This window comes from Hyphomonas sp. NPDC076881 (assembly GCF_050269995.1).
In the GTDB taxonomy this organism is placed as follows: Bacteria; Pseudomonadota; Alphaproteobacteria; order Caulobacterales; family Hyphomonadaceae; genus Hyphomonas.
This window is the reverse complement of sequence record NZ_JBNNJJ010000008.1, coordinates 127630-147900: the sequence shown is the minus strand read 5'-3', so window position 1 is coordinate 147900 and position 20271 is coordinate 127630. Positions and strand designations below refer to the sequence as shown.

Annotated in this window: 19 protein-coding genes; 12 read left to right on the top strand and 7 right to left on the bottom strand. The window is 63.7% G+C overall.

Translation table 11 applies throughout. The features are described from left to right. Positions 1-114 precede the first annotated feature (114 nt). From ACQKI2_RS10590 to ACQKI2_RS10580, 3 genes are all read left to right on the top strand, one after another. Positions 115-1221 carry an NADH:flavin oxidoreductase gene (locus ACQKI2_RS10590; RefSeq protein WP_427379669.1) on the top strand — a complete coding sequence of 369 codons (1107 nt, stop codon included), beginning with the start codon at positions 115-117 and terminating at the stop codon, positions 1219-1221. A gap of 83 nt (positions 1222-1304) precedes the next feature. Further along, entirely contained in the window at positions 1305-1850 is a 546-nt protein-coding gene (locus ACQKI2_RS10585; RefSeq protein WP_427379668.1) for a DUF3833 domain-containing protein, read from the top strand. Between the two features lie 90 nt (positions 1851-1940). Next, the gene (locus tag ACQKI2_RS10580; RefSeq protein ID WP_427379667.1) at positions 1941-2462 is read left to right on the top strand and encodes a hypothetical protein; all 522 of its coding nucleotides are present in this window, start codon (positions 1941-1943) and stop codon (positions 2460-2462) included. A 74-nt stretch (positions 2463-2536) separates the two neighbouring features. On the opposite strand, the gene ACQKI2_RS10575 is transcribed toward ACQKI2_RS10580, so the two are convergent. Next, entirely contained in the window at positions 2537-3160 is a 624-nt protein-coding gene (locus tag ACQKI2_RS10575) for a hypothetical protein (RefSeq protein WP_427379666.1), read from the bottom strand. A gap of 94 nt (positions 3161-3254) precedes the next feature. Continuing rightward, positions 3255-5042: an AsmA family protein gene (locus tag ACQKI2_RS10570; RefSeq protein ID WP_427379665.1), complete on the bottom strand. Its 1788-nt coding sequence runs from the start codon at positions 5040-5042 to the stop codon at positions 3255-3257. A 75-nt stretch (positions 5043-5117) separates the two neighbouring features. Here ACQKI2_RS10570 and ACQKI2_RS10565 point away from each other — a divergent pair, with 75 nt between their 5' ends. The 7 genes from ACQKI2_RS10565 to ACQKI2_RS10535 all read left to right on the top strand — a co-directional run bounded on the left by ACQKI2_RS10565 (position 5118) and on the right by ACQKI2_RS10535 (position 15259). After that, positions 5118-7463, top strand: coding sequence for an ATP-dependent helicase (locus tag ACQKI2_RS10565; RefSeq protein WP_427379664.1), 2346 nt, complete (start codon positions 5118-5120; stop codon positions 7461-7463). A 493-nt stretch (positions 7464-7956) separates the two neighbouring features. Further along, a complete protein-coding gene (locus tag ACQKI2_RS10560) occupies positions 7957-8997 on the top strand; it encodes a rod shape-determining protein (RefSeq protein ID WP_035593124.1) in 1041 nt (346 codons plus the stop codon). Positions 8998-9034: 37 nt separating this feature from the next. After that, positions 9035-10030: a rod shape-determining protein MreC gene (locus ACQKI2_RS10555; protein ID WP_427379663.1), complete on the top strand. Its 996-nt coding sequence runs from the start codon at positions 9035-9037 to the stop codon at positions 10028-10030. A 2-nt stretch (positions 10031-10032) separates the two neighbouring features. Continuing rightward, positions 10033-10584 carry a hypothetical protein gene (locus ACQKI2_RS10550; RefSeq protein ID WP_427379662.1) on the top strand — a complete coding sequence of 184 codons (552 nt, stop codon included), beginning with the start codon at positions 10033-10035 and terminating at the stop codon, positions 10582-10584. After that, positions 10581-12524: a penicillin-binding protein 2 gene (mrdA, locus tag ACQKI2_RS10545; protein WP_427379661.1), complete on the top strand. Its 1944-nt coding sequence runs from the start codon at positions 10581-10583 to the stop codon at positions 12522-12524. The genes ACQKI2_RS10550 and mrdA overlap by 4 nt, the downstream gene beginning before the upstream one ends. Then, on the top strand, positions 12521-13756 hold the full coding sequence (gene rodA / locus ACQKI2_RS10540; RefSeq protein ID WP_427379660.1) for a rod shape-determining protein RodA: 1236 nt from the start codon (positions 12521-12523) through the stop codon (positions 13754-13756). Before mrdA ends, rodA begins: the two co-directional genes overlap by 4 nt. A gap of 81 nt (positions 13757-13837) precedes the next feature. Further along, positions 13838-15259, top strand: a complete 1422-nt coding sequence (locus ACQKI2_RS10535) for a sodium-dependent transporter (protein ID WP_427379659.1) — start codon at positions 13838-13840, stop codon at positions 15257-15259. An 87-nt stretch (positions 15260-15346) separates the two neighbouring features. Here the strand turns inward: ACQKI2_RS10535 and ACQKI2_RS10530 are convergent, their stop codons facing one another. After that, positions 15347-15718, bottom strand: coding sequence for a hypothetical protein (locus ACQKI2_RS10530; RefSeq protein WP_427379658.1), 372 nt, complete (start codon positions 15716-15718; stop codon positions 15347-15349). Positions 15719-15796: 78 nt separating this feature from the next. Next, the gene (pip, locus tag ACQKI2_RS10525) at positions 15797-16786 is read right to left on the bottom strand and encodes a prolyl aminopeptidase (protein ID WP_427379657.1); all 990 of its coding nucleotides are present in this window, start codon (positions 16784-16786) and stop codon (positions 15797-15799) included. Between the two features lie 112 nt (positions 16787-16898). On the opposite strand from pip, the gene ACQKI2_RS10520 reads away from it, so the two are divergent. Then, positions 16899-17513 (top strand): hypothetical protein, encoded by a 615-nt coding sequence (locus ACQKI2_RS10520; RefSeq protein WP_427379656.1) that lies wholly within the window; start codon positions 16899-16901, stop codon positions 17511-17513. On the opposite strand, the gene ACQKI2_RS10515 is transcribed toward ACQKI2_RS10520, so the two are convergent. Continuing rightward, on the bottom strand, positions 17495-17878 hold the full coding sequence (locus tag ACQKI2_RS10515; RefSeq protein WP_427379655.1) for a DUF423 domain-containing protein: 384 nt from the start codon (positions 17876-17878) through the stop codon (positions 17495-17497). The genes ACQKI2_RS10520 and ACQKI2_RS10515 overlap by 19 nt on opposite strands. Positions 17879-17906: 28 nt before the next feature. Beyond that, entirely contained in the window at positions 17907-18323 is a 417-nt protein-coding gene (locus ACQKI2_RS10510) for a PaaI family thioesterase (RefSeq protein ID WP_427379654.1), read from the bottom strand. Positions 18324-18426: 103 nt separating this feature from the next. On the opposite strand from ACQKI2_RS10510, the gene ACQKI2_RS10505 reads away from it, so the two are divergent. Next, entirely contained in the window at positions 18427-19539 is a 1113-nt protein-coding gene (locus ACQKI2_RS10505) for a hypothetical protein (RefSeq protein WP_427379653.1), read from the top strand. A 7-nt stretch (positions 19540-19546) separates the two neighbouring features. Here the strand turns inward: ACQKI2_RS10505 and ACQKI2_RS10500 are convergent, their stop codons facing one another. Further along, on the bottom strand, positions 19547-20173 hold the full coding sequence (locus ACQKI2_RS10500; protein WP_427379652.1) for an N-acetyltransferase family protein: 627 nt from the start codon (positions 20171-20173) through the stop codon (positions 19547-19549). Positions 20174-20271 lie beyond the last annotated feature (98 nt).

Here is a 20271-nt window from a genome sequence, read left to right as displayed (position 1 = left end):
ATCCCCACTAAAGCGTCCCTTCAGGGGTGCCCCTGCATTCCCTTAACGTCAATGGTTGACGCCGACCGGACACTTGCCCAACTCATCGCCTGCAAAAGCGCAAGGAAATAGCTGATGACCCGCACCCTGTTCACGCCCTTCCGGCTGAAAAACCTGGAACTGCCCAACCGTATTGTGATGGCGCCGATGACGCGCTCCTTCTCGCCGGGCGGTGTGCCGGGGGAAAATGTGGCGGATTATTATGCGCGCCGGGCGGCGGCCGATGTCGGACTGATCGTCACCGAGGGTACCACTGTGCGCCGCGGCGGCTCCTCCAACGACCCCAATGTTCCCAACTTTTACAAGGCCGACGCCCTTGATGGCTGGGCCCGCGTCGTCTCCAGGGTGCATGCCGAAGGCGGCAAGATCGCCCCCCAGATCTGGCACCAGGGCATGGTGCGCAAGGCCGGCACAGGGCCGGAGCCGGACGCGCCGACCGACAGCCCCTCCGGCATCACCCATACCGGTAAGCAGATCCTGCCCGAGCCGACGACCGCCGAAGTCGAAGACATGGTGATGGCCTATGCCGATGCCGCAGCAGACGCCAAGCGTCTGGGCTTTGACACGCTCGAAATCCACGGCGCCCACGGCTATCTGATCGACCAGTTCTTCTGGGATGCGATGAACAAGCGCTCCGACAAATACGGCGGCAGCCTGGCCGACCGCGCGAGCTTTGGCGGCGACATCATCCGTGAGATCCGCAAGAAGGTCGGCCCGGATTACCCGATCATCCTGCGCTATTCGCAATGGAAGCAGCAGGATTACACCGCGCGCCTCGCCCCCACGCCGCAGGAGCTGGAAGCCTTCCTGAAAGTGTTCGTGGACGCGGGCGTTGACTGTCTCCACGTGTCCCAGCGCCGCTACTGGGAACCGGAATTCCCGGACGTTGACGGCGAAAACGGCCTCAATGGCGCCGGCTGGGCGAAGAAGCTGACCGGCCTGCCCACAATCACGGTCGGCTCGGTCGGCCTCAATGGCGATTTCGAGAAGGCCTTCGCCGGCGAGGGCGCGTCACAGCGTTCGCTGGGCGACCTCGAAGAACGCCTCGACCGGGGCGAATTCGATCTCGTCGCCGTCGGCCGCGCCATCCTTCAAGACCCCGAATGGGCCAAGAAGATCAAGGAAGGCCGCTTCACCGAGATTGCCGACTATAACGGCAAGGCGCTCGCCACGCTTTACTGAGGCGATGCCTCTGTCGTGAAATCCAATCAGGTCCGGCCTGCGTAACGGGGAACGAGTTCAACCCCGCAGACCGGACCTGACCCATGCCAAATGCCCGCCGCGTTGCGAATGTGCTGGCTGCCGGCGTTGCTTCGGCAACGGCCACAGCCTGCGCGTCTTCTTCCTCCCTCGAACAATTCCAGGCGGCCCCGCGCCAGCTCGTGCTGGAGGAATATTTCCTCGGCGAGACGACCGCCTATGGCCTGTTCGAGGACAGGTTCGGTAAGGTCCGCCGCCAGTTCAAGGTAGACATCGTAGGCGAGCTGGAAGGCGACCGCCTGACGCTCACTGAAGAGTTTTTCTATGATGATGGCGCGCGGGAAACCCGCGTCTGGGAAATCGATGTCCTCGGCAACGGCCGCTATCGCGGCACGGCCGGCGACGTCACCGGCATCGCCGAAGGGCAGGTCTCCGGCAACGCCTTCAACTGGAAATACAAGGTCGATCTGAAGGTCGGCGGCAGCATCTGGAATGTCGGCTTCAATGACTGGATGTTCCTGATGCAGGACGACGTGCTTCTCAACCGCGCCTATGTCACCCGTTACGGCATCGAGATCGGCCAGGTAACCATCGCGTTCAGGAAGGGCTGAAGTCTTCAACCGCTTCTTGTGGGATTTAGATTTTCACAGTTCAATTTTTGGGTGAATCAAAGAATCATGTCGACTTTTCGAGGGGTTGACATGAAAAATTTCGAAATTGCCTTGCTTTCTATGGTGTTGTTTAGCGCAGAGAACGCCTTCGCCCAACCTGGATCCGCCGAACGGTCTGAGGATAAATGGGACGCCTATGGCAACCTTGGGTACTCATTTGAAGGACGAACCGGCGTAGAAATTGAAGCTGGTGTTAAATACCGGCCTGTTTCTTGGATTGAGTTTGGTGCGTCTCCTGCGAATTTGATCTTCTATGAAAATGAAGATGATCACTATCAGCGGGAAACATTTTCGAATGGAGGAGAGGTCTGCCGCGATACTACAAATGGACAGTTTGCAGATGATGCTCGTTGCGCGCCAGACGTTGCCTGGCGGGGCTTAGTCACGGGCGAATTAAATCTCGGTCCAAACGTGAGCGCCGGAGGCGGGTATCTCTTTGGTGATCAGGAGGCCGGGTTTGGCTCCTTGAGATATAACTTTAGCAACCGATGGGCACTCCAGGGACGAGTGGGTTCAGAATACGGATCGCTCGCAGTCTCCTTGAGATTCTAACAGATAGCTCCCAAGCGCGGTTCAACTGAGAATGTTCTTAGCTGGCTGCGGCCCTAAATTGCATTCTCTCTGATCTACATTGAGATTTTCCCGGCTGGCCAGTCCGGCCGGCGCGTGCCCCACAGCGTCAGGAAGCCGCCCGCTCCCTGGGCAGTCTCCAGCTGGCGCACCGGCACGCCCGCCGCCTTGGCCAGCGCGCGGGCGGCGTCTCCCGTCAGGGCCGTATAGCGGGTGGTCTTCGGGATGGGCCGGTCTTCGCCCAGCAGGATCACACCGCCCTCCTTCATCCGTACACCGTAGACGCGGTTGATCGTCGTCAGCCCCAGGCTGGAGGTAATTTCCTCGCGCCATTCGATCCGGCGGATGGCGGCATAGCTCAGCGTCTCCGCCACGGGCGGGGCCGGGCCGAACAGCAGGCGTCCAGCCGGCAGAAACAGCGTCGCCTGCGCCTCGCCCAGCAGGATCCGCCAGCGCCACCGCATCCGGCAGTCCCGCAGAATGATATTGCCGAGCAGCACGAACAGGATCGCCGCCGCGCCCAGGCTGAGCGCGCCCACCCCTTCGCCGCTGAGCAGGAGGATCGTTGCGGCCCACGCCATTCCCGCCAGCATCAGCCAGATCAGCGCCGTGGCAACGGCAATGCCCAGCCGGCCGGCCAGGCTGAAGCGGAAGTCTGTCCTGGAAGGGGAAGAGTGCATGGCGCCGCCTGGGTCTGTTACCTCTACAGGCGTCACAATTGCCGCAAACAGGTCAATTCCCCCGAACGAGGGGGTGGACCGGCACGCGGAACACTTATTCCCGCGTCTGTTCCGCGCGGGCGACAATATCCGCGCACGGCGCATCGGAGGCCTCGCCCAGTTCGATGAAGGGCAGGGCAGCCAGGCCGCCGGTGATACTGCCAAGCACAGCCGCCGCCCCGATCTGCAGAACCGTTTCCGGGCCGAGGGCAGACAGCTCCGGCGACCGGAACGTGCCCCCCACCTTCACATCCACCGCAAGGGTCGCGAAGGACGGATTCTTGGAGTCAGACTGCACGCTGAGATCAATGGTTTCATTGCCGAGATTGACGTCCCCCGTCACCACCACCAGCCGCTTCTCGGTATCAAAGAGAACGGGATCGGCCCGCCCGACACCCTCCTGAAGGGCAAGGGAGGCCACTGCGCAGCTTGTCGGCGCATAGGTCTTCTCGCCCTCGTTTTCATCCAGCAGCGCAAGCGTGTTGGGAATGTCGAGCGCGGAAGCCTCGGCCACCAGCGCCAGCAGCTCCGCGTTCTGCGACCAGAGCGATATGCGTCCGTCCAGGCTGGCCGCCGTATCGCGGAAGCCATCGCCGCGCCCCTCCAGCTTGAACTCCCCATAGGCGGTGCCGCGCACATAGGGATCGGCGGCAAGATTGCTGAACGGCACACCGGTAAGCTCGCCCTCGGCGGTTGTCATGGCCGGCGATTGCGACCCGTCCAGCGTCACATAGGCGGCCAGTTGCCCTTCCGCGAAGCTCAGCTCCAGCACCGGCGCGCGCACCACCCGGCCTTCGATCTCGAATTCCAGCTTCAGGCCCCGGATATCAAAGATCGCATCGCTCACCTCATCGGCCGTGAAACGGATCGTGCCATCTACGGCATCCAGCCGTGTGAAATCGATGGTCGCGTTGGGGATCAGCCGCCCACTCGCATCCAGCGCCGCGCGGGCTTCGGCCTGCTCTTCATTCACGGTCTCGCCGGCGCCCACGCCGATCGGGATGCCGAAGAGGATGCCCAGATCGTCAAAGTCGAGATTGGCAGAGCGCAGGTTCGCCTCGATCACCGGCGTGTCCCGGCCCGTTCGCAGGGTCAGCGGCCCGGCAAGGTCGCTATCCCCGATCCGGGTGTCGGGCAGGAAATCGATGGTCCAGAGGTTCGGCGCGATGCGGATATCGGCCACCGCGTCATAGGGCGGCGTGTTCGGCGCGGCAAAGCCGGCCACCCAGGCGAAGTCGGCAAAATTCTCGCCCCGCAGCCGCAACCGGCCAGCCAGGGCGTTCAGGGTGGAGGCTTCGGCGCTGCCTGCAAATTCAAGCTCCGAGCGCCCCCCGGCCGCTTTCAGCTGCACAGAGCCCGCGCGAAGGGAGCCTGCCGCCTCGCTGATGCCGATCACGCTGGTTTCGCCGCGCCGGGTATAGCGCACGTCAATATCAGTCAGCGCCACCTCGTCGATCAGCCGCCGTACCTGCGGGATTGTGATGCCTTCATCGCGGTCCTGTCCCCGCTCGATCGCAATGAACCCCTCGCGCGCTTCGGCGCGGGAAATCCACGCCACAGCGGGCAGAAACCCGAAGAAATTCAGGCGTACAGACCCCGAAGAAATCTCGGCCCGGTCCGCCTCAAGCCCCTGAAAGACAACCGTATTAAGCGCCGGAAACCGCGTATGGGCGCGGCTGACTGAGGCGCCGTCCGGCCCGGTCATGCCCAGCGCCAGATTGGTCACCGGCGTTCCGATGGCCGGAAAGGTCATCAAGACCAGCAGCAGCACCAGCGCCCCCATCAGGGTAACGATCACGGAAAACGCTGCGGTCACGGCGCGGGGGAGCTTCAGGTCCGGCATTCTCACCTAACGCATTACATACAATCGGGTTCACAAAATGCAGTCCGGCCTGCCCATTATGTCAGGGCCTGCTATATGTTCCTGATGAGTTCCAATCCGAATCGTCTTTCGATCAGCCAGATGGCCGCCGCCCGTCCGCCTGCCGCAGCGGGGGAGGGCGCCCCCTATCTGAAAGGGCTGAACCCGGAGCAGCGCGAGGCCGTGCTGCACACCGATGGCCCCCTGCTCGTGCTGGCGGGCGCGGGCACTGGCAAGACGCGCGTGCTGACCACCCGCCTGGCCCATATCATCGCCACCCGGCTTGCCTTTCCCTCGCAGACGCTGACGGTGACCTTCACCAACAAGGCCGCCCGCGAAATGCGCGAGCGGGCGCTGCACCTCCTGGGAGACGCCGGCGAGGGGCTGAGATGGCTCGGAACGTTCCACTCCATCTCCGCGCAGATCCTGCGCAAACATGCCGAGCTGGTGGGCCTCAAATCCAGCTTCACCATCCTCGATACCGACGATCAGATCCGCCTCTGCAAACAGATCGTCCAGGCCGAAAACCTCGATCCAAAACGCTGGACACCGCGCTATCTGGCTGGCCTCATCGATGGCTGGAAAAACCGCGCGCTGACACCGGACCGTGTGCCGCCCGAAGAGGCGGAGCTGTTTGGCAATGGCAAGGCCATCAAATGCTACGAGATCTACCAGGCGCGTCTGAAAGTGCTGAACGCCTGCGATTTCGGCGACCTGCTGATCCACAACATCACGATCTTCCAGCAAAATCCGGACATCCTGCGGGAATACCACCAGCGCTTCCGCTACATTCTGGTGGACGAGTATCAGGATACCAACGTCGCCCAGTATCTCTGGCTGCGCCTCTTGGCGCAGGGCTCCCGCAACATCTGCTGCGTGGGCGATGACGACCAGTCGATCTATGGCTGGCGCGGGGCGGAGGTGGATAACATCCTGCGCTTCGAGAAGGATTTTCCCGGCGCCAAGGTGGTCCGGCTGGAACGTAACTACCGCTCCACCCGGCATATCCTGGCCGCCGCCTCCAGCATCATCGCCCATAACAAGGGCCGCCTCGGCAAGGCGCTCTATGTCGGCAATGACAGCGCGGTGAACGAGGACGCCGACGCGCCCAAGGTTAAGGTGCGCGGCCTCTGGGACGGGGAGGCGGAAAGCCGCCTGATCGCCGACGATATCGAAAGCTGGGTCCGCGCTGGCGGCAAGCATGATGACTGCGCCGTGCTGGTGCGCGCCTCCTGGCAGATGCGCGCCTTCGAGGAACGCTTCATCCTTCTGGGCATTCCTTACCGCGTGATCGGCGGCCCGCGCTTCTTCGAGCGCGCCGAGATCCGCGACGCGCTCGCCTATCTGCGCCTCATCCGCTCGCCCGATGACGACCTTGCCTTCGAGCGCGTGGTGAATGAGCCCAAGCGCGGGGTGGGGGACGCCAGCCTCGCCAAGCTGCAATCCTATGCCCGCGCCGACGGCCGCAGCCTCTTCGTTCTGACGCCCATGGTCCTGCAGACCGACGAGATCAAAGGCGCCGCCAAGCGCGGCCTCACCCAGTTCATCGACCAGATCAACATGTGGCGCGGCAAGCTCGCCGGCGGCATGCCTCATACCGAGCTCGCCGAGATGATCCTGGAAGAGTCCGGCTATACCGACATGCTGCAGAAAGACCGCAGCCCGCAGGCGCAAGGCAGGCTCGACAACCTCAAGGAACTCGTCCGCGCCATGGGCGAGTTCGACTCGCTCGCAGGCTTTCTCGAACACATCGAACTGGTGATGGATGCTGCCGCCGGCGGCAGCGGCGAAGATCAGGTGCAGATCCTCACCCTCCACGGCGCCAAGGGCCTCGAATGGCCGATGGTGTTCCTGCCCGGCTGGGAGGAGGAGGTCTTCCCCTCCCGCCGCAGCCTGGATGAAAGCGGCCTGAAAGGCCTCGAGGAGGAGCGCCGCCTCGCCTATGTCGGCATCACGCGCGCCCGGCAGCGCTGCTACATCTCCTTCGTCGCCAACCGGCAGATCTATGGCCGCTGGCAGGCCGTCATGCCCAGCCGGTTCATTGACGAGCTGCCGCCCGAACATGTCGATGCCGTCTCCGAAACCGGCTATTCCGGCCTCCCGGCGGGCGCAGACGCCTTCACCGGCACGATTGAGGATCTGGGCGAACGCTCAGACTATCAGAGCCCCGGCTGGAAACGCCTGAAGGAAAACGCCGGCAAACCCACAGGCACGCCCCCACGCGACGCCGCCGGACTCACCGCCACGGCGTCGGGCACCTCCGGCTTCACCACCGGCGCCCGCGTCTTCCATGACAAGTTCGGCTATGGCCGCGTCGCCTTCACCGAGGGCAACAAGCTGACGGTGGATTTCGACAAGACCGGCCGCAAGAAGGTGATCGCCACCTTCGTCACCAAGGCCTGATCTCAAGCCGGGGAGGTTTGCAGCGCCGGGAGGCTGAGGCCGGAGCCCGGGTCAGGGGCAGGGGGCGTCCGGCGAACACTCGCATTACGGCTGGGAGAGGGGTTGAAGCGTGGTGCGCTTGCCTTCTCCGGCGCTGCAGGATCACCCTCCCACAAGCCGGGCAAACGGTATCCGAACGAACCGTTCATCTTCCGCTCAGGCTGACGGCCCCTCGTCCGGCGGGCAGTCCAAAGGTTAACAGGAAGCCGCAAACCGTTTACATTTGGCGTACGAACCGTTCCGTGATTATTGAGCAGGCAACGGCCAAAGCAGCGGTGAGTGCCTTTGGAATCAGCACATCCCAAATATAAGTACGGTTCGTTCCGATTATGTGACGAGCGGACCTTGCTTTAAAGCGGCGTTAACGGCACATGATGTATGGGGCTGATATCAGGAATGCGCGCGTTGTCGGACGGAACGATCCGGACCGTTTCAGAAAGAGCTTGAGAACAGCATGATCGGTAGCCTCCTCGGCCTGTTGTCCACAGACATGGCCATTGACCTCGGGACCGCAAACACACTCGTCTATGTGAAGGGTCAGGGCGTCCAGCTCGATGAGCCCTCCGTCGTCGCCTACATGACGCAGGGCGGCCGCAAGATCGTCTATGCGGTCGGCGAGCAGGCGAAAAACATGCTCGGCAAGACACCTGTTAACATGGAGGCGATCCGCCCCATGCGCGACGGGGTGATTGCAGACTTCGAAGTCGCCGAGGAAATGATCAAGCACTTCATCCGGAAGGTTCATAACCGCCGGGCGTTCGTGTCTCCCCTCATCATCATCTGCGTGCCCAGCTCCGCCACCAGCGTTGAGCGCCGCGCCATCCACCAGTCCGCGCTCGCCGCCGGCGCCCGCCATGTCGAGCTGATCGAGGAGCCCATGGCCGCCGCCATCGGTGCCGGCCTGCCGATTGACGATCCGGCCGGCTCCATGGTCGTTGATATCGGCGGCGGCACCTCGGAAGTGGCCGTCCTCTCCCTTGGCGGCATCGTCTATTCCCGCTCCGTGCGCGTCGGCGGTGACAAGATGGACCAGGCCATCGTCAACTATCTGCGCCGCGAGCAAAAAATCCTCATCGGCGAAATGTCGGCCGAGCGGATCAAGAAAGAGATCGGCACCGCCATGCCGCCGGAAAACGGCACCGGCATGGCCCTCACCGTCCGTGGCCGCGGCACGCTGGACGGCGTTCCGAAGGAAACCGAGATCACCGAAGCGATGATCGCCGAAGCGCTGAAGGAACCGGTCACCGATATCGTCGACGCTGTAAAGATCGCGCTCGAAGCCATGCCGCCCGAACTCGCCGCTGACATTGTGGACCGGGGCATCGTGCTGACGGGCGGGGGCGCGCTTCTCCGCAATCTTGACGCCGTGATCCGCAACCAGGCCCAATTGCCGGTGATGATCGCGGACGATCCGCTGAAATGTGTGGTCAATGGCTGTGGCCATGTTCTCGAAAATTATTCAAAAATGAAAAGCGTCCTCTGCCCGGAAGTCTGAGTCGCGGGCAGCGCGGACGGCGAGGGAGCCAGAATAGATGGCGCGCTTCGGACCATCAGGTCAGAAAACTGCGGCCCGCGGGGCGCGCCGGCTGACGCTTGGCGTGCTGATGGCGGCCGCGTTTGCGCTGGTGCTGGCCCAGACCGCGCCGCAGATCTCCGCCTTCTTCGTCCCCGCCCGCACCACGGTCAGCGACCGGCTGCGCGCCCCCAGCGAGATCAGCCTCTGGGCCCGCATCACCGGCCAGGCCGAGCGCGAGCGCCGCATCCGCGAACTTGAAAACGAAGTCCGCGACCTTGCCCGCTACAAGGCCGCCGCCATCTCCATGGCCGATCGCCTCGAAGCCTATGAGCGTATCCTCAACCTGATGGGCGAGCCCCCGGAGAAGGGGGTCACCGCGCGGGTGACCACCGAAGTCGACGGGCCGTTCTCCCAGACGCTGCTGGCCAATGCCGGGCGCCTTCAGGGGGTTGAGCCGGGCGCGGTGGCTGTCAATGAAGGCGGGCTGGTCGGCCGCGTCGTGCATCTGGGCGAGCGGTCCTCGCGCATCCTGCTGATCAGCGATTATTCCAGCCGCCTGCCGGTTCTGGGTGAGGTCTCCGGCGTGCGCGCCATCATGTATGGCCAGGACCGGGAAGGCGGCCGCCTCAGCGACCTGCCCGAAGACGCCGATTTCGTGGAAGGCGAGCGCATCCTCACCTCCGGGGATGGCGGCGCCTATCCGCGCGGCCTGGTGGTCGGCTCGGCCCGCAAGGATACCAGTGGCTGGCGTGTCCGCCTCGCCATGCGCGATCATGGCGGCACCTATGTCCGCATGATCCAGCCGCCGGTCATCCTGGCGCCGATCACCGAAGCGCCGCCGCCGCAGGAAACGCCGGCAGAGCCCTCCGCGCAGCCCGCCCCGGCGCGCACTCCGCAAACCCAGCCGGCGTCCCCGCCGCAGCCTGACCCCTCTGCCGCTGCCAGCCCGCCGGATGACGGCGCCGCCCAGGCCGCGGCTTCCGAGGCCAGCCCCCCGCCGGGAGGGCAATAGGCATGGCCAGCGGAAAGCTCAGACGGCGGAAGAAGTCCCTGTGGAGCCAGACAGCGCCAAGTGCCCGGCTCGCCTTCGGTGCCTTCTTTATCGTGCTGACCGGCGCCATCGGCATGCTGCCGCGGGAAATTTTCGGCATTGCCATCGCCTGGCCTTTTGCCGCCCTTTGGGGCGCGATGGGCTGGGGCAAGGTGGGGCTCGCCATTCGCCCGATGATCCTCTTGCTGCTGTTCGGCCTGATGCAGGACATCGTGTCGAATGCGCCGCTGGGCTGTTTCGCGGTCATCAACCTGGCCGTATACGGACTGAGTGCGGGCTTTACGCAGCAGACAGACGGCATGCGCGACGCCTTCGTGGCGGTGCTTGGGCCCGTAGTCATGCTGCTCGTGGCGCTGGTGATGATCTGGATATTCGCAAGCGTCACAAGCGATCATCTTGTGCGGTCCACACCGATCCTGGCTTCCATCATCACGACAGGGCTTGTCTATCTCGTGGGATATCGCATGTTTGATCTCGGGCGCAGGCCAGGTGAACCACCGGGGCAGACGACATGAGCCGCAAGAGCAAGAATGCCGATGAGATGTTCGACCGCCGCATGTTCATGGCGGCCGGGGTCGGAGGAATTGTCTGGGCCACGCTGGTCGGCCGGCTTTTCCAGCTGCAGTTCCTGGAGGCAGAGCGCTATCAGGATCTGGCCGAGGCCAACCATGTGAAGCTGGTCATGGCCCCGCCCGAGCGTGGCCAGATCCTCGACCGGTTCGGGCGCCCCCTCGCGTCCCAGCGCCAGGCAGGCCGCGTCTCTGTCATTCCCGAGCAGATGAGCGACCCCGAAGCGGTCCTCAATCGCATTTCCAACCTGATTGATCTGCCCGCCGCCCGCCGCGAAAGGCTGGCCGAGGAAATCCGCAACGCCCGCCGCCGCAACGCAGCCTTCCTGCCGGTCATCGTCGCGCAGGAGCTGACCTTCGAGGAATTTTCCCGCATGCAGGTGCATGCCGTGGAGATGGCGGGGGTAGATGTGCAGATGGCGTCCACCCGGTCCTATCCGCGCGGGCGCGATTTCGGCCATGTGCTGGGCTATGTCGCCCGCGCCAGCGCCGAGGATCTTGAGCGGATGACAGACGGCCTCGTGCCGGAAGACCGGCGCATCTATCAGGAAATGTTCCGCCATCCGGATATGCGCACCGGCCGCCAGGGCATGGAACGCTTTGCCGAAGACTGGCTGCGTGGCCGCCCCGGCCGCCGCCGCGTGGTGGCCAACGCCCATGGCCGCCCCCTCTGGGAACTGGAGCAGGATCCCAAACAGGCCGCTGTTCCGGGTAAGGATCTTTACATCACCATCGATGCCGAGCTTCAGCGCACGGCGATTGACCGGTTCGAGGGCGAAAGCGGCGCAGCCGTGGTGATTGACATCGAGAATGGCGACGTCCTCGCCATGGTCTCCACACCCGCCTTTGATCCCAATAGCTTCGTTAACGGCATTTCCGGCGCCGATTATGCCGTGTTGCGGGATGATCCGCGGTCGCCGCTCTATCCGCGCGCCCATGGCGGGGTCTATCCGCCGGGATCGACCTTCAAGATGGTCGTGGCCACTGCGGCGCTCGAAGCCGGCGTGATCAAGCCGGAAGAGCATGTTCGCTGCTCCGGCCATTACCGGTTCGGCAACCGCACCTGGCACTGCTGGAAGCGCGGCGGCCACGGCGCCATGAACATGCACAACGCCATCAAGCATTCGTGTGACGTGTATTTCTACGAGATCGCCCGCCGGGCGGGCGTGGAGAAGATCGCCGAAGTCTCCCGCAAGTTCGGCTTCGGCCACACCTGGGTGCTGGGCATGACCGGCGCGCGGGGCGGTCTTGTGCCCGATCCTGCCTGGAAACAGAAGGCGCGGGGCGAGCCCTGGTTTGAAGGTGAAACGCTGAACTTCGGCATCGGGCAGGGGCAACTCGGCACCACCCCGCTGCAGCTTGCGCTGATGACGGCGCGGATCGCGGCCACCGGCGCGCCGATCCGCCCCCGGATGATCGGCCTTGGCCCCAATGATGAAGATGATGCCCTTCTGGATGAGCCGCTTGATCCGGCCATCATGGAGCGGATGAAGGCGGGCATGTATGGCGTCACCTCCGAAGGCGGCGGCACGGCCACGCGCTCGGGGGATCTTGGCCTTGGCGGGCCGCGCCTCGCGGGCAAGACGGGCACGGCGCAGGTTCGCCGCATCACGGCCGCAGAACGTGCAAGCGGGGTTGTGCGGGGCGGCGACGCCATCGCGCGGGAGCTGCGCGACCATGCTCTTTTCGTGGCCTATGCCCCGGCGGACAATCCCAAATACGCCATCTCCGTCATCGTCGAACATGGCGAAGGCGGCTCGCGCACGGCGGCCCCTGTGGCGCGTGATATCCTTGCCGCCGCCATCCGGATGAATAGCGGGCGCACGCCCACCTATGCCCAGCGCGCGTCCACCACGCCAGAGCCGGAGTCGGGTGACCCTGCATGAGCCGTGATGGTTTCACCGGTTTTACCAGGGGCGAAGCGCGCGTGCGCACGGCTGCCTCAACCCTGCAGTTCGCAGAGCTTGGGCCCTTCAGCAAGCTGGCGCGGATGCCGTGGGGCATTGTCCTTCTGATCTTTGGCGTCGGCCTTGTCGGCGTCGCCATGCTGTTTTCGGTCGGCTGGGATCCTGTCGCTCAGGCCCCCTCGGCCAAGGAGGCGGGCCTCTGGCGCGAACAGCTCACACGCCTGTCCATCGGCGGGCTGCTGATGGTCCTCCTGGCGCTCCTGCCGCTGGGCATCTGGGCGCGGCTTTCCTGGCTCGCCTATCTTGGCGTTGTCGTGCTGCTGGTGCTGGTCGATTTCTTCGGCATCATGGGCGGGGGCGCGGCGCGCTGGCTCAAGGTCGGGCCGATCGTGCTGCAACCGTCTGAGCCGGCAAAGCTGGCGGTGACGCTGGCTGTCGCCAGCTATTACCAGCGCATGATGCCGCTCAACGGGCGCAGCCTGCCGCTCTGGGTGCATCTGGGCGCCCTCGCCATCATCCTCATTCCCGCCGCGCTGGTCTTCAAACAGCCCAACCTCTCCACCGCCCTGGCGCTGACAGCTTCCGGCGTGATGATCGTCTTCTTCGCCGGCATCGGTTACCGCTACGTGGTCACCGCCATCCTGGCCGGTTTGGCGGCGGTGCCCGCCATCTACGCCTTCGTGCTGGAGCCCTATCAGCGCCAGCGCGTCGATACGCTGATCGCTGGCATCACCGGCCAGACCACAAACGGCCTCGGCGAAAGCTACCAGATCGAGCAGGCCAAGATCGCCATCGGGGCAGGCGGGATCAGCGGCAGGGGATATCTGCAGGGCATCCAGTCCCAGCAGGAATATGTGCCCGAACAGCATACAGACTTCATTCTCACCGTGATCGCCGAAGAGTTCGGCTTCATCGGCACGGTGGGCCTGCTCACGGTCTTTGCCTTCCTGTTTGTCTGGTCCTTCCGGGTCGCCGCGCGCAATCGCAGCTGGTTTGGCCGCCTCGCCACCATCGGGGCCACCTCCACCATCGCCTTCTTCACCATCTTCAACAGCGGCATGGTTCTGGGCCTGTTGCCGGTGCTGGGTATGCCCCTGCCGCTGATCTCTTATGGCGGCACGGCCCTGATCACGGTCATGGCCTGTTTCGGCCTTGTCCTGTCGGCCCATCTTCACCGGGATGAGAAGATGACCACCCACGGCCCCATTTGACCCCACAATGCGCCAATTGCGTTGATTTCTCACCGCTTGACGCTACGGTCCCGCCAAACATTTCCACGGGGATCGGGATTCATGGCAGATATTGGCCGCAAGTCAGACACGTTCAGCTCGCGCTTTGGCTTCATCATGGCTTCGGTCGGATCTGCCGTCGGGCTGGGGAATTTCTGGCGGTTTCCCTATACGGCCGGCGAGAATGGCGGCGGCGCCTTCATTCTCATCTATATCCTCTGCGTCGTGCTGATCGCGCTGCCGCTCCTGATGGCGGAATATTCGATGGGCCGGAAATCCGGCATGTCGGCCATTGAGGGCGTCCAGTCGCTCGCCCGCGCTGAAAGCCGCAGCCAGAACTGGGGCATCGTCACCTGGATCGGCTCGCTGACCGCCTTCTTCATTCTCAGCTTCTATGTTGTTATCTCCGCCTGGCTGCTGGCCTATCTGATCCAGGCTATCGGCGGCGACCTGCACGGCACCACAGCGGCCGAATCGGGCCAGAACTTCGCCAACACCATCGGGCAGGGCGAAGACCCGATGCCCTCCAAATGGTACATCCTCGCCCTTCTGGGCATCTTCCTGGCCGCCAACGTCTTCATCGTCGGGCGCGGGGTGAAAGGCGGCATTGAACGGGCCGCCACCCTCCTGATGCCGGCTTTCTTCGTGATGCTCATCGTTGTCGTCGGCTTTGCCGTCGCCACCGGCGATACCGCCCGCACGGTCGCCTTCATCTTCGAGCCGAAATGGGAGGATGTCGGCTTCAAGACCTTCCTTGCCGCGCTCGGCCAGGCTTTCTTCTCCATCGGTGTCGGCGTCGGCCTGATGATCACCTATGGCGCCTATCTCGACCGCGAGACCAACATTCCCAAATCCTCCGCCATCGTGGCAGGGTCGGATACGTTCGTCTCGCTGATCGCGGGCTTTGCCATTTTCCCCATCGTCTTTGCCGCCGGCCTGCCGGAGAATGCCGGCCCCAGCCTCTTCTTCGTCTCTATGCCGGTGGCGTTCGAGGCGATCCCCGGCGGGACGATCTTCGCCATCGTCTTCTTCGCCCTTGCCCTCTTTGCCGCCTTCACCTCCTCCATCTCGCTGATGGAAGTGTCGGTATCGTGGCTGGAGGAACGCCAGGGCGTCACCCGTTTCGGCGCGGCCATCGGCGTCGGCTTCGTCCTCTTCATGGTCGGCGCCGCTTACGTCTTCTCGCTGGAATATCTCGACTTCATGGACTTCATGACCGAGGGTCTGCTGCTCCCGCTCGGCGGGCTTCTGGCGGCGATCTTCGCGGGCTGGATTCTCAGCCGCGACATGCTCACCTCGGAACTGGGGGAGGGCACGATCATGAACCTCTGGCGCTTCCTGATGCGCTGGTTCGTGCCGCCCTTCATCGGCCTCGTCCTGATCTTCGGCTTCCTCGACAAGATCCAGGACCAGTACCACGTCCAGCTCCCCGGCGCGCTCGAGCTGCTCCTCGGCCCGAATTACGATCTGACGCTGCAGGAGTAGGTCCGCTTCAACTAGGCCCGTCCTCCTGCGGAGGATCGGCCCGGTATGTGAGCCATGGTGAGAGGCTGCTAATCGCCGAAAGGCGACCTACGACCAGTTGATTTTGTCGTGGTATGCGGCCAGCAAGAACTGTTCTCGATTAAGGCCTAATGTGCTGTTGAGGCTGAGAAGCGTTCCGCCACCAGCCCTTAGTTGCACCCAAACGTAGGTGACTTCATCGTCGAGTTCCAGATACTCCCAAATCCAAAAGCGTTCTGCTCGTATTAAAGCGGTTCTTACGAACCGAAAGCGCTTGATGTCGGCGTTTTCCTGATCGGCCGACTCGTCACGAACATAGTCAAAAATGTCCCCCTCGCTAAGTGGACAAGAGCTAGCGGAGTCATCGGGAAGCCGTGGAAAATCTACGACCACGCTCACCCATTTTTCGACGTCCCTCGGCAGTTGGTTGAGGTCAAACATTTGAGGAATTTACCCCCAACTGCGTTTGAGGTCTATGTCGCCTTCGGGCCAAATCCCGCCCTCCAGCCACCCCCGCCCCTAAGCCTTCGTCCGCGCGCCCAGCTTATCCGCAAAATCATCGGTCGCCTGAACAAGGCGGTCGATGATGCCCGGCTCCATCGAGGAGTGCCCCGCATCAGGCACCACATGCAGTTGCGCGGCCGGCCAGGCCTTGTTCAGTTCCCAGGCGGTCGATAGCGGCGTGACCACATCATACCGGCCGTGCACGATCACGCCCGGCACCCGGCCGAGCTTCAGCCTCGCCTGTTCCAGCAGCCAGCCATCCTTCTCGAAGAAGCCGCCATTGACGAAATAATGGCATTCGATCCGGGCAAAGGCGTCGACGAAATCATCCTCATTGAAGCGCGGCGGCGTGGTCAGCGGCCCCTTGATCGAAAGGGTATGGCCCTCCCATTGCGCCCAGGCGCGGGCCGCATCGATCCGGGCGCGCGGGTCGCTCCCCGTCAGCCGCTTATGGAACGCCTGCAGAAGATCGCCCCGTTCCTCATGGGGGATGGGGGCCACATAAATATCGTAAGCATCCGGGAACAGACGGCTCGCCCCGGACTGATAGAACCAGTCGATCTCGGCCTTGGTGACGAGGAAAATCCCGCGCAGCACCAGGCCCAGCACGCGGCTCGTATGCGTCACCGCATAGGCCAGCGCCAGGGTGGAGCCCCAGGAGCCGCCAAATACCAGCCAGTTTGACACCCCCACATGTTTGCGCAGGGCCTCCATATCGGCCACCAGATCCCAGGTCGTGTTCTCCCGAAGCTCCGAATGCGGCGTCGAGCGGCCACATCCGCGCTGGTCGAACAGGAAGACGCGGTAGCGGTCCGGATCGAAGAAGCGGCGCATTTCCGGGCTGGAGCCCCCGCCGGGCCCGCCATGCAGGGCCACCACGGGAATGCCCTTCGGATTCCCGGATTCTTCCCAGTAGATTTCATGCAGATCCGAGACGCGAAGCCGTCCGGAGGCATGAGGTTCATGTCTGTGATACAATATACGGCGGGACTGGCGTCTGTTCATGCGCTCTTCACTTATGGTCTGCCACAATGACTGACGTGACTGGACTTATCTTATTCACACCCATAGTGTTAATAACACTTGGGGAAACTGGCTTTTGGCGGTTGGCGAATTGATGCGTATCGTTCTCGTTTGTGTATCCCTAGGACTTCTGGCGGGATGCGCAACTGTTTCGGTTGTGCCCGGCGAAACCACGGTTGAAACCGCATTAACCAAGAGCCAGTCTGATCTGCGCAAGGCGTCCGATGCCTATTGCGACCATCTTGCCGCCAAGGGCTGGGCAGAGGCCGACAAGGGCCTGGCCGGCTTTGCAGACCTGCTGATCCGGGGACGGAGCGCTTCGGAACAGACGCCTCCGGCCTATGCGTCCGATATCGGGGCCGGCACGCGCGCCCCGGTTCTGGTGCTCGCCAAGATTTCCGCTGACAGCGAATCAGCCCGCAAGGGGCTTGAGGGCGTCACCCTGGAAGCCCGCGAAGTGCTCGACAGATCGCGCAGCGATGCCTCCAACCGCAATGATGTGATCGCCTATGAGCGCGCGCTCGTCCGTGCGCAGATGGCCCACCGCAATTTCCGTGAGGCGCTGGACATTGTTTCGGCCCGTGCTGATCTGGATGTCAGCCCCATCGAGGCCGAGCTTGGAAATCTCTCCAATGCCATCGATGATGCCCGCCGCGTCGCCGATGATCTGGCCGAACGCTATACCGGCTCTTACGGCACATCGTCCTGAGGGCTGCGGGCGGCGCTCAGCCCGCCCAGCCCGATCATCACCCAGCCGGCCAGCAGGCTGATCCCGCCCACCGGCGTGACAGCCCCCAGCCAGCGCGGCGCGCCCAGCGCCATGGCATACAGCGTCCCGGCAAAGATCACCGCGCCTGCCACGATCATCCATCCGCCTGCGGCAATCTTGCCGCCCCGGCCCGACAACCCGGCCGCCAGCGCCGCGCCCGCATGCGGCAGCCCGTAAAGCGTCGCGGTGTGCCACCAGTCCGCGCCCTGCGCCGTCAACCGGCCGTCCAGCGCATGGGCGCCAAAAGCGCCCAAGGCGACTGACAGGAAACCAACAAGCGCCGCAGCAGGGATAAGCCGGTTCATCGCAAACCTTCGCAGGGATCAGGAACGGTCAGCCCTTCCGGGGAAGGGCATAGGTCACGATAGCGTGGCTCGCCGGCTTGTCAGCGTGCTCAATCCGCACATCCACCTCGATGATCGCCAGCGCCTGGCCAATCTTCATCAGTTTGCCTTCGGCAATCACCACCTTGCCGATGCAGGGGCGCAGGAAATTGATGTTGAGATTGCTGGTCACGGTCATCGGCTCCAGGCCCGTCACGGTCATGATCGCCATATAGGCGGCGGTATCGCACAGGCTCATCTGCGTCGGGCCGGAGATATAGCCGCCCGGCCGCAGATGCGTCTCGTCTGCCTCCAGCCGGATCACCGCGCGGCCCGTCTCCATCACCAGCACCTGGTTCTGGTGCCCCCGGCCGGGAAAGGCCTGGCTCAGAAATGCGTTGGCCTCGTCTGCCGTGAACTTTGACATGCCACCCTCCCGTCGCGGCACCGCTTGATCCGCGCGCGCCGCCTTGCAAACCTACCCGCTGAGACCCACCCGCCAAGAGGTCACCCAGAGGAAGGAACGCCCCATGCTGACTGCCGGAGACGAATACCCCATCCACCAGACGCCGGAGCCGGTGGCCTTCTCGGGCTCGGACCGCAACTTCTATGACCGGTATTTCTTCAACGGCTACAGCGCAGACGGCAAGACCTTCTTCGCCGCCGCCATGGGGGTCTACCCCCATCTCAATGTCATCGATGGCGCCGTTTCCGTGCTGCGCGATGGCAAGCAATCCTCGGTCTTCTTCTCCCGCCCGCTCAACATGGAGCGGATGGACACCTATGTCGGCGGCCTCTCGGTCACCGTGCTGGAGCCGCTGAAACGCATCCGCCTGAAGCTTGAGGAAACCGAAGGCATCGCCCTCGATGTCGAGTTCACCGGCCGGTCTTTCCCCATCGAGGAGCCGCGCTTCACCCGCCGCATCGGCCCGCGCATGATGATGGATCTCACGCGCATGACGCAGAACGGCACCTGGTCGGGCAAGCTGCGCATCGATGGCCAGGAAATCGCCGTCACGCCGGATAACTTCACCGGCACGCGGGATCGCAGCTGGGGCGTGCGCCCCATCGGCGCGCCCGATCCCCAGCCGATGTTTCCGCCCGTGCCGCCGCAATTCTACTGGATCTGGGTGCCCACGAACTTCCAGAACCTCTCGATGTTCTACCATGTGAACCATGACGAACATGGCGAGCCCTGGAACACGCGCACCTCCATCGTCATGGATGGCGCGCCCCAGGGGGCCGGCATGCATATGGGCGACGTGAACATGGATGTGCGCTACGCCAAGGGCACCCGCCGCATGTCTTCGGCCACCCTCACCGCGAAGGATCATGAAGGCCGTCAGCATACGGTAGATTACGAACCGATGGGCACCTTCCTGATGAAGGGCATCGGCTACAACCATGCCAAATACCGTCACGGCGTCTTCCATGGCGACCAGCTGATGGTCGCCCGTGAGGATTATGACGTCGCCAAATCCCCCTGGCACGAGATCGAAAACCTGCACATCCAGGAAATCGTCCGGGCAACCCATAAGGGCCCGGATGGAAAATCCTCGGTCGGTGTCGCCGCCTATGAACAGCTTTTCCTCGGCAAGCACGCGCCCAGCGGCTTCAAGGACATTCTCGACGGCGCCGCCTAATCGCGGCTCAGGCGCTCTGATCTGACGGCGCGCGGGCCGGGGCAGGTTGCCTCGGCCCCAGCGCCTCGCGCAGATCGGCCAGCGCTTCGGGCGCCACCATCGCGTCCAGGCGCTCGGCTGCAACGCCTGCATCAAACTCGAACGTCACCACCAGCCCGTCGCGCCCGGTGGCATGGCCGCCCATCGCCCGGAACAGCGCGCGCGCCGCATTGTTTTCCGCCAGCGTATCGGCGGCAAAGCGCGTAATGCCCGCGTCAATGGCGTCATGCACCACCGCCGCCATGAGCAGCCGGGCGAGCCCCTTGCCGTGGTGGGCGTCCAGCACCCCCATCGCCAGATCGGCCACATCGCTCGTTCCCCGGCGGATCGCGCGCACCACCCCCATCAGCGGCGCCCCCGCCGTCTCCAGGTCCAGCGCGCCCCAGGCGATGTGATGATAGCCATCCACATTGACCAGCTGGTCAATCACGGCCTCCGGCACGGTCTTGGCCCCGGTAAAGAAGCGCAGATACCGCGAATGATCGGAAAATCCGGCAATCAGCGCCACTTCACGGGCACGGTCACGCGGCCCGATGGGCCGCAGATACACCGCATCCCCGGATTTCAGGCGGGTCGAGAAGGTGTGCGTGTTCATGAGGGGAATTTGTGCACTGCACAACGAGAAGAAAAGGACGGAAAGCACTTATGCGACGATATGGCTGCGTTGCAAAAACGGGGTGCCTTTTGCGCCGC

Bases quoted from the DNA above. Each gene is read 5' to 3' on its own strand.
- ACQKI2_RS10590 (WP_427379669.1), top strand. From the start codon at position 115: ATGACCCGCACCCTGTTCACGCCCTTCCGGCTGAAAAACCTGGAACTG.
- ACQKI2_RS10585 (WP_427379668.1), top strand. From the start codon at position 1,305: ATGCCAAATGCCCGCCGCGTTGCGAATGTGCTGGCTGCCGGCGTTGCT.
- ACQKI2_RS10580 (WP_427379667.1), top strand. From the start codon at position 1,941: ATGAAAAATTTCGAAATTGCCTTGCTTTCTATGGTGTTGTTTAGCGCA.
- ACQKI2_RS10575 (WP_427379666.1), bottom strand. From the start codon at position 3,160: ATGCACTCTTCCCCTTCCAGGACAGACTTCCGCTTCAGCCTGGCCGGC.
- ACQKI2_RS10570 (WP_427379665.1), bottom strand. From the start codon at position 5,042: ATGCCGGACCTGAAGCTCCCCCGCGCCGTGACCGCAGCGTTTTCCGTG.
- ACQKI2_RS10565 (WP_427379664.1), top strand. From the start codon at position 5,118: ATGTTCCTGATGAGTTCCAATCCGAATCGTCTTTCGATCAGCCAGATG.
- ACQKI2_RS10560 (WP_035593124.1), top strand. From the start codon at position 7,957: ATGATCGGTAGCCTCCTCGGCCTGTTGTCCACAGACATGGCCATTGAC.
- ACQKI2_RS10555 (WP_427379663.1), top strand. From the start codon at position 9,035: ATGGCGCGCTTCGGACCATCAGGTCAGAAAACTGCGGCCCGCGGGGCG.
- ACQKI2_RS10550 (WP_427379662.1), top strand. From the start codon at position 10,033: ATGGCCAGCGGAAAGCTCAGACGGCGGAAGAAGTCCCTGTGGAGCCAG.
- mrdA (WP_427379661.1), top strand. From the start codon at position 10,581: ATGAGCCGCAAGAGCAAGAATGCCGATGAGATGTTCGACCGCCGCATG.
- rodA (WP_427379660.1), top strand. From the start codon at position 12,521: ATGAGCCGTGATGGTTTCACCGGTTTTACCAGGGGCGAAGCGCGCGTG.
- ACQKI2_RS10535 (WP_427379659.1), top strand. From the start codon at position 13,838: ATGGCAGATATTGGCCGCAAGTCAGACACGTTCAGCTCGCGCTTTGGC.
- ACQKI2_RS10530 (WP_427379658.1), bottom strand. From the start codon at position 15,718: ATGTTTGACCTCAACCAACTGCCGAGGGACGTCGAAAAATGGGTGAGC.
- pip (WP_427379657.1), bottom strand. From the start codon at position 16,786: ATGAACAGACGCCAGTCCCGCCGTATATTGTATCACAGACATGAACCT.
- ACQKI2_RS10520 (WP_427379656.1), top strand. From the start codon at position 16,899: ATGCGTATCGTTCTCGTTTGTGTATCCCTAGGACTTCTGGCGGGATGC.
- ACQKI2_RS10515 (WP_427379655.1), bottom strand. From the start codon at position 17,878: ATGAACCGGCTTATCCCTGCTGCGGCGCTTGTTGGTTTCCTGTCAGTC.
- ACQKI2_RS10510 (WP_427379654.1), bottom strand. From the start codon at position 18,323: ATGTCAAAGTTCACGGCAGACGAGGCCAACGCATTTCTGAGCCAGGCC.
- ACQKI2_RS10505 (WP_427379653.1), top strand. From the start codon at position 18,427: ATGCTGACTGCCGGAGACGAATACCCCATCCACCAGACGCCGGAGCCG.
- ACQKI2_RS10500 (WP_427379652.1), bottom strand. From the start codon at position 20,173: ATGAACACGCACACCTTCTCGACCCGCCTGAAATCCGGGGATGCGGTG.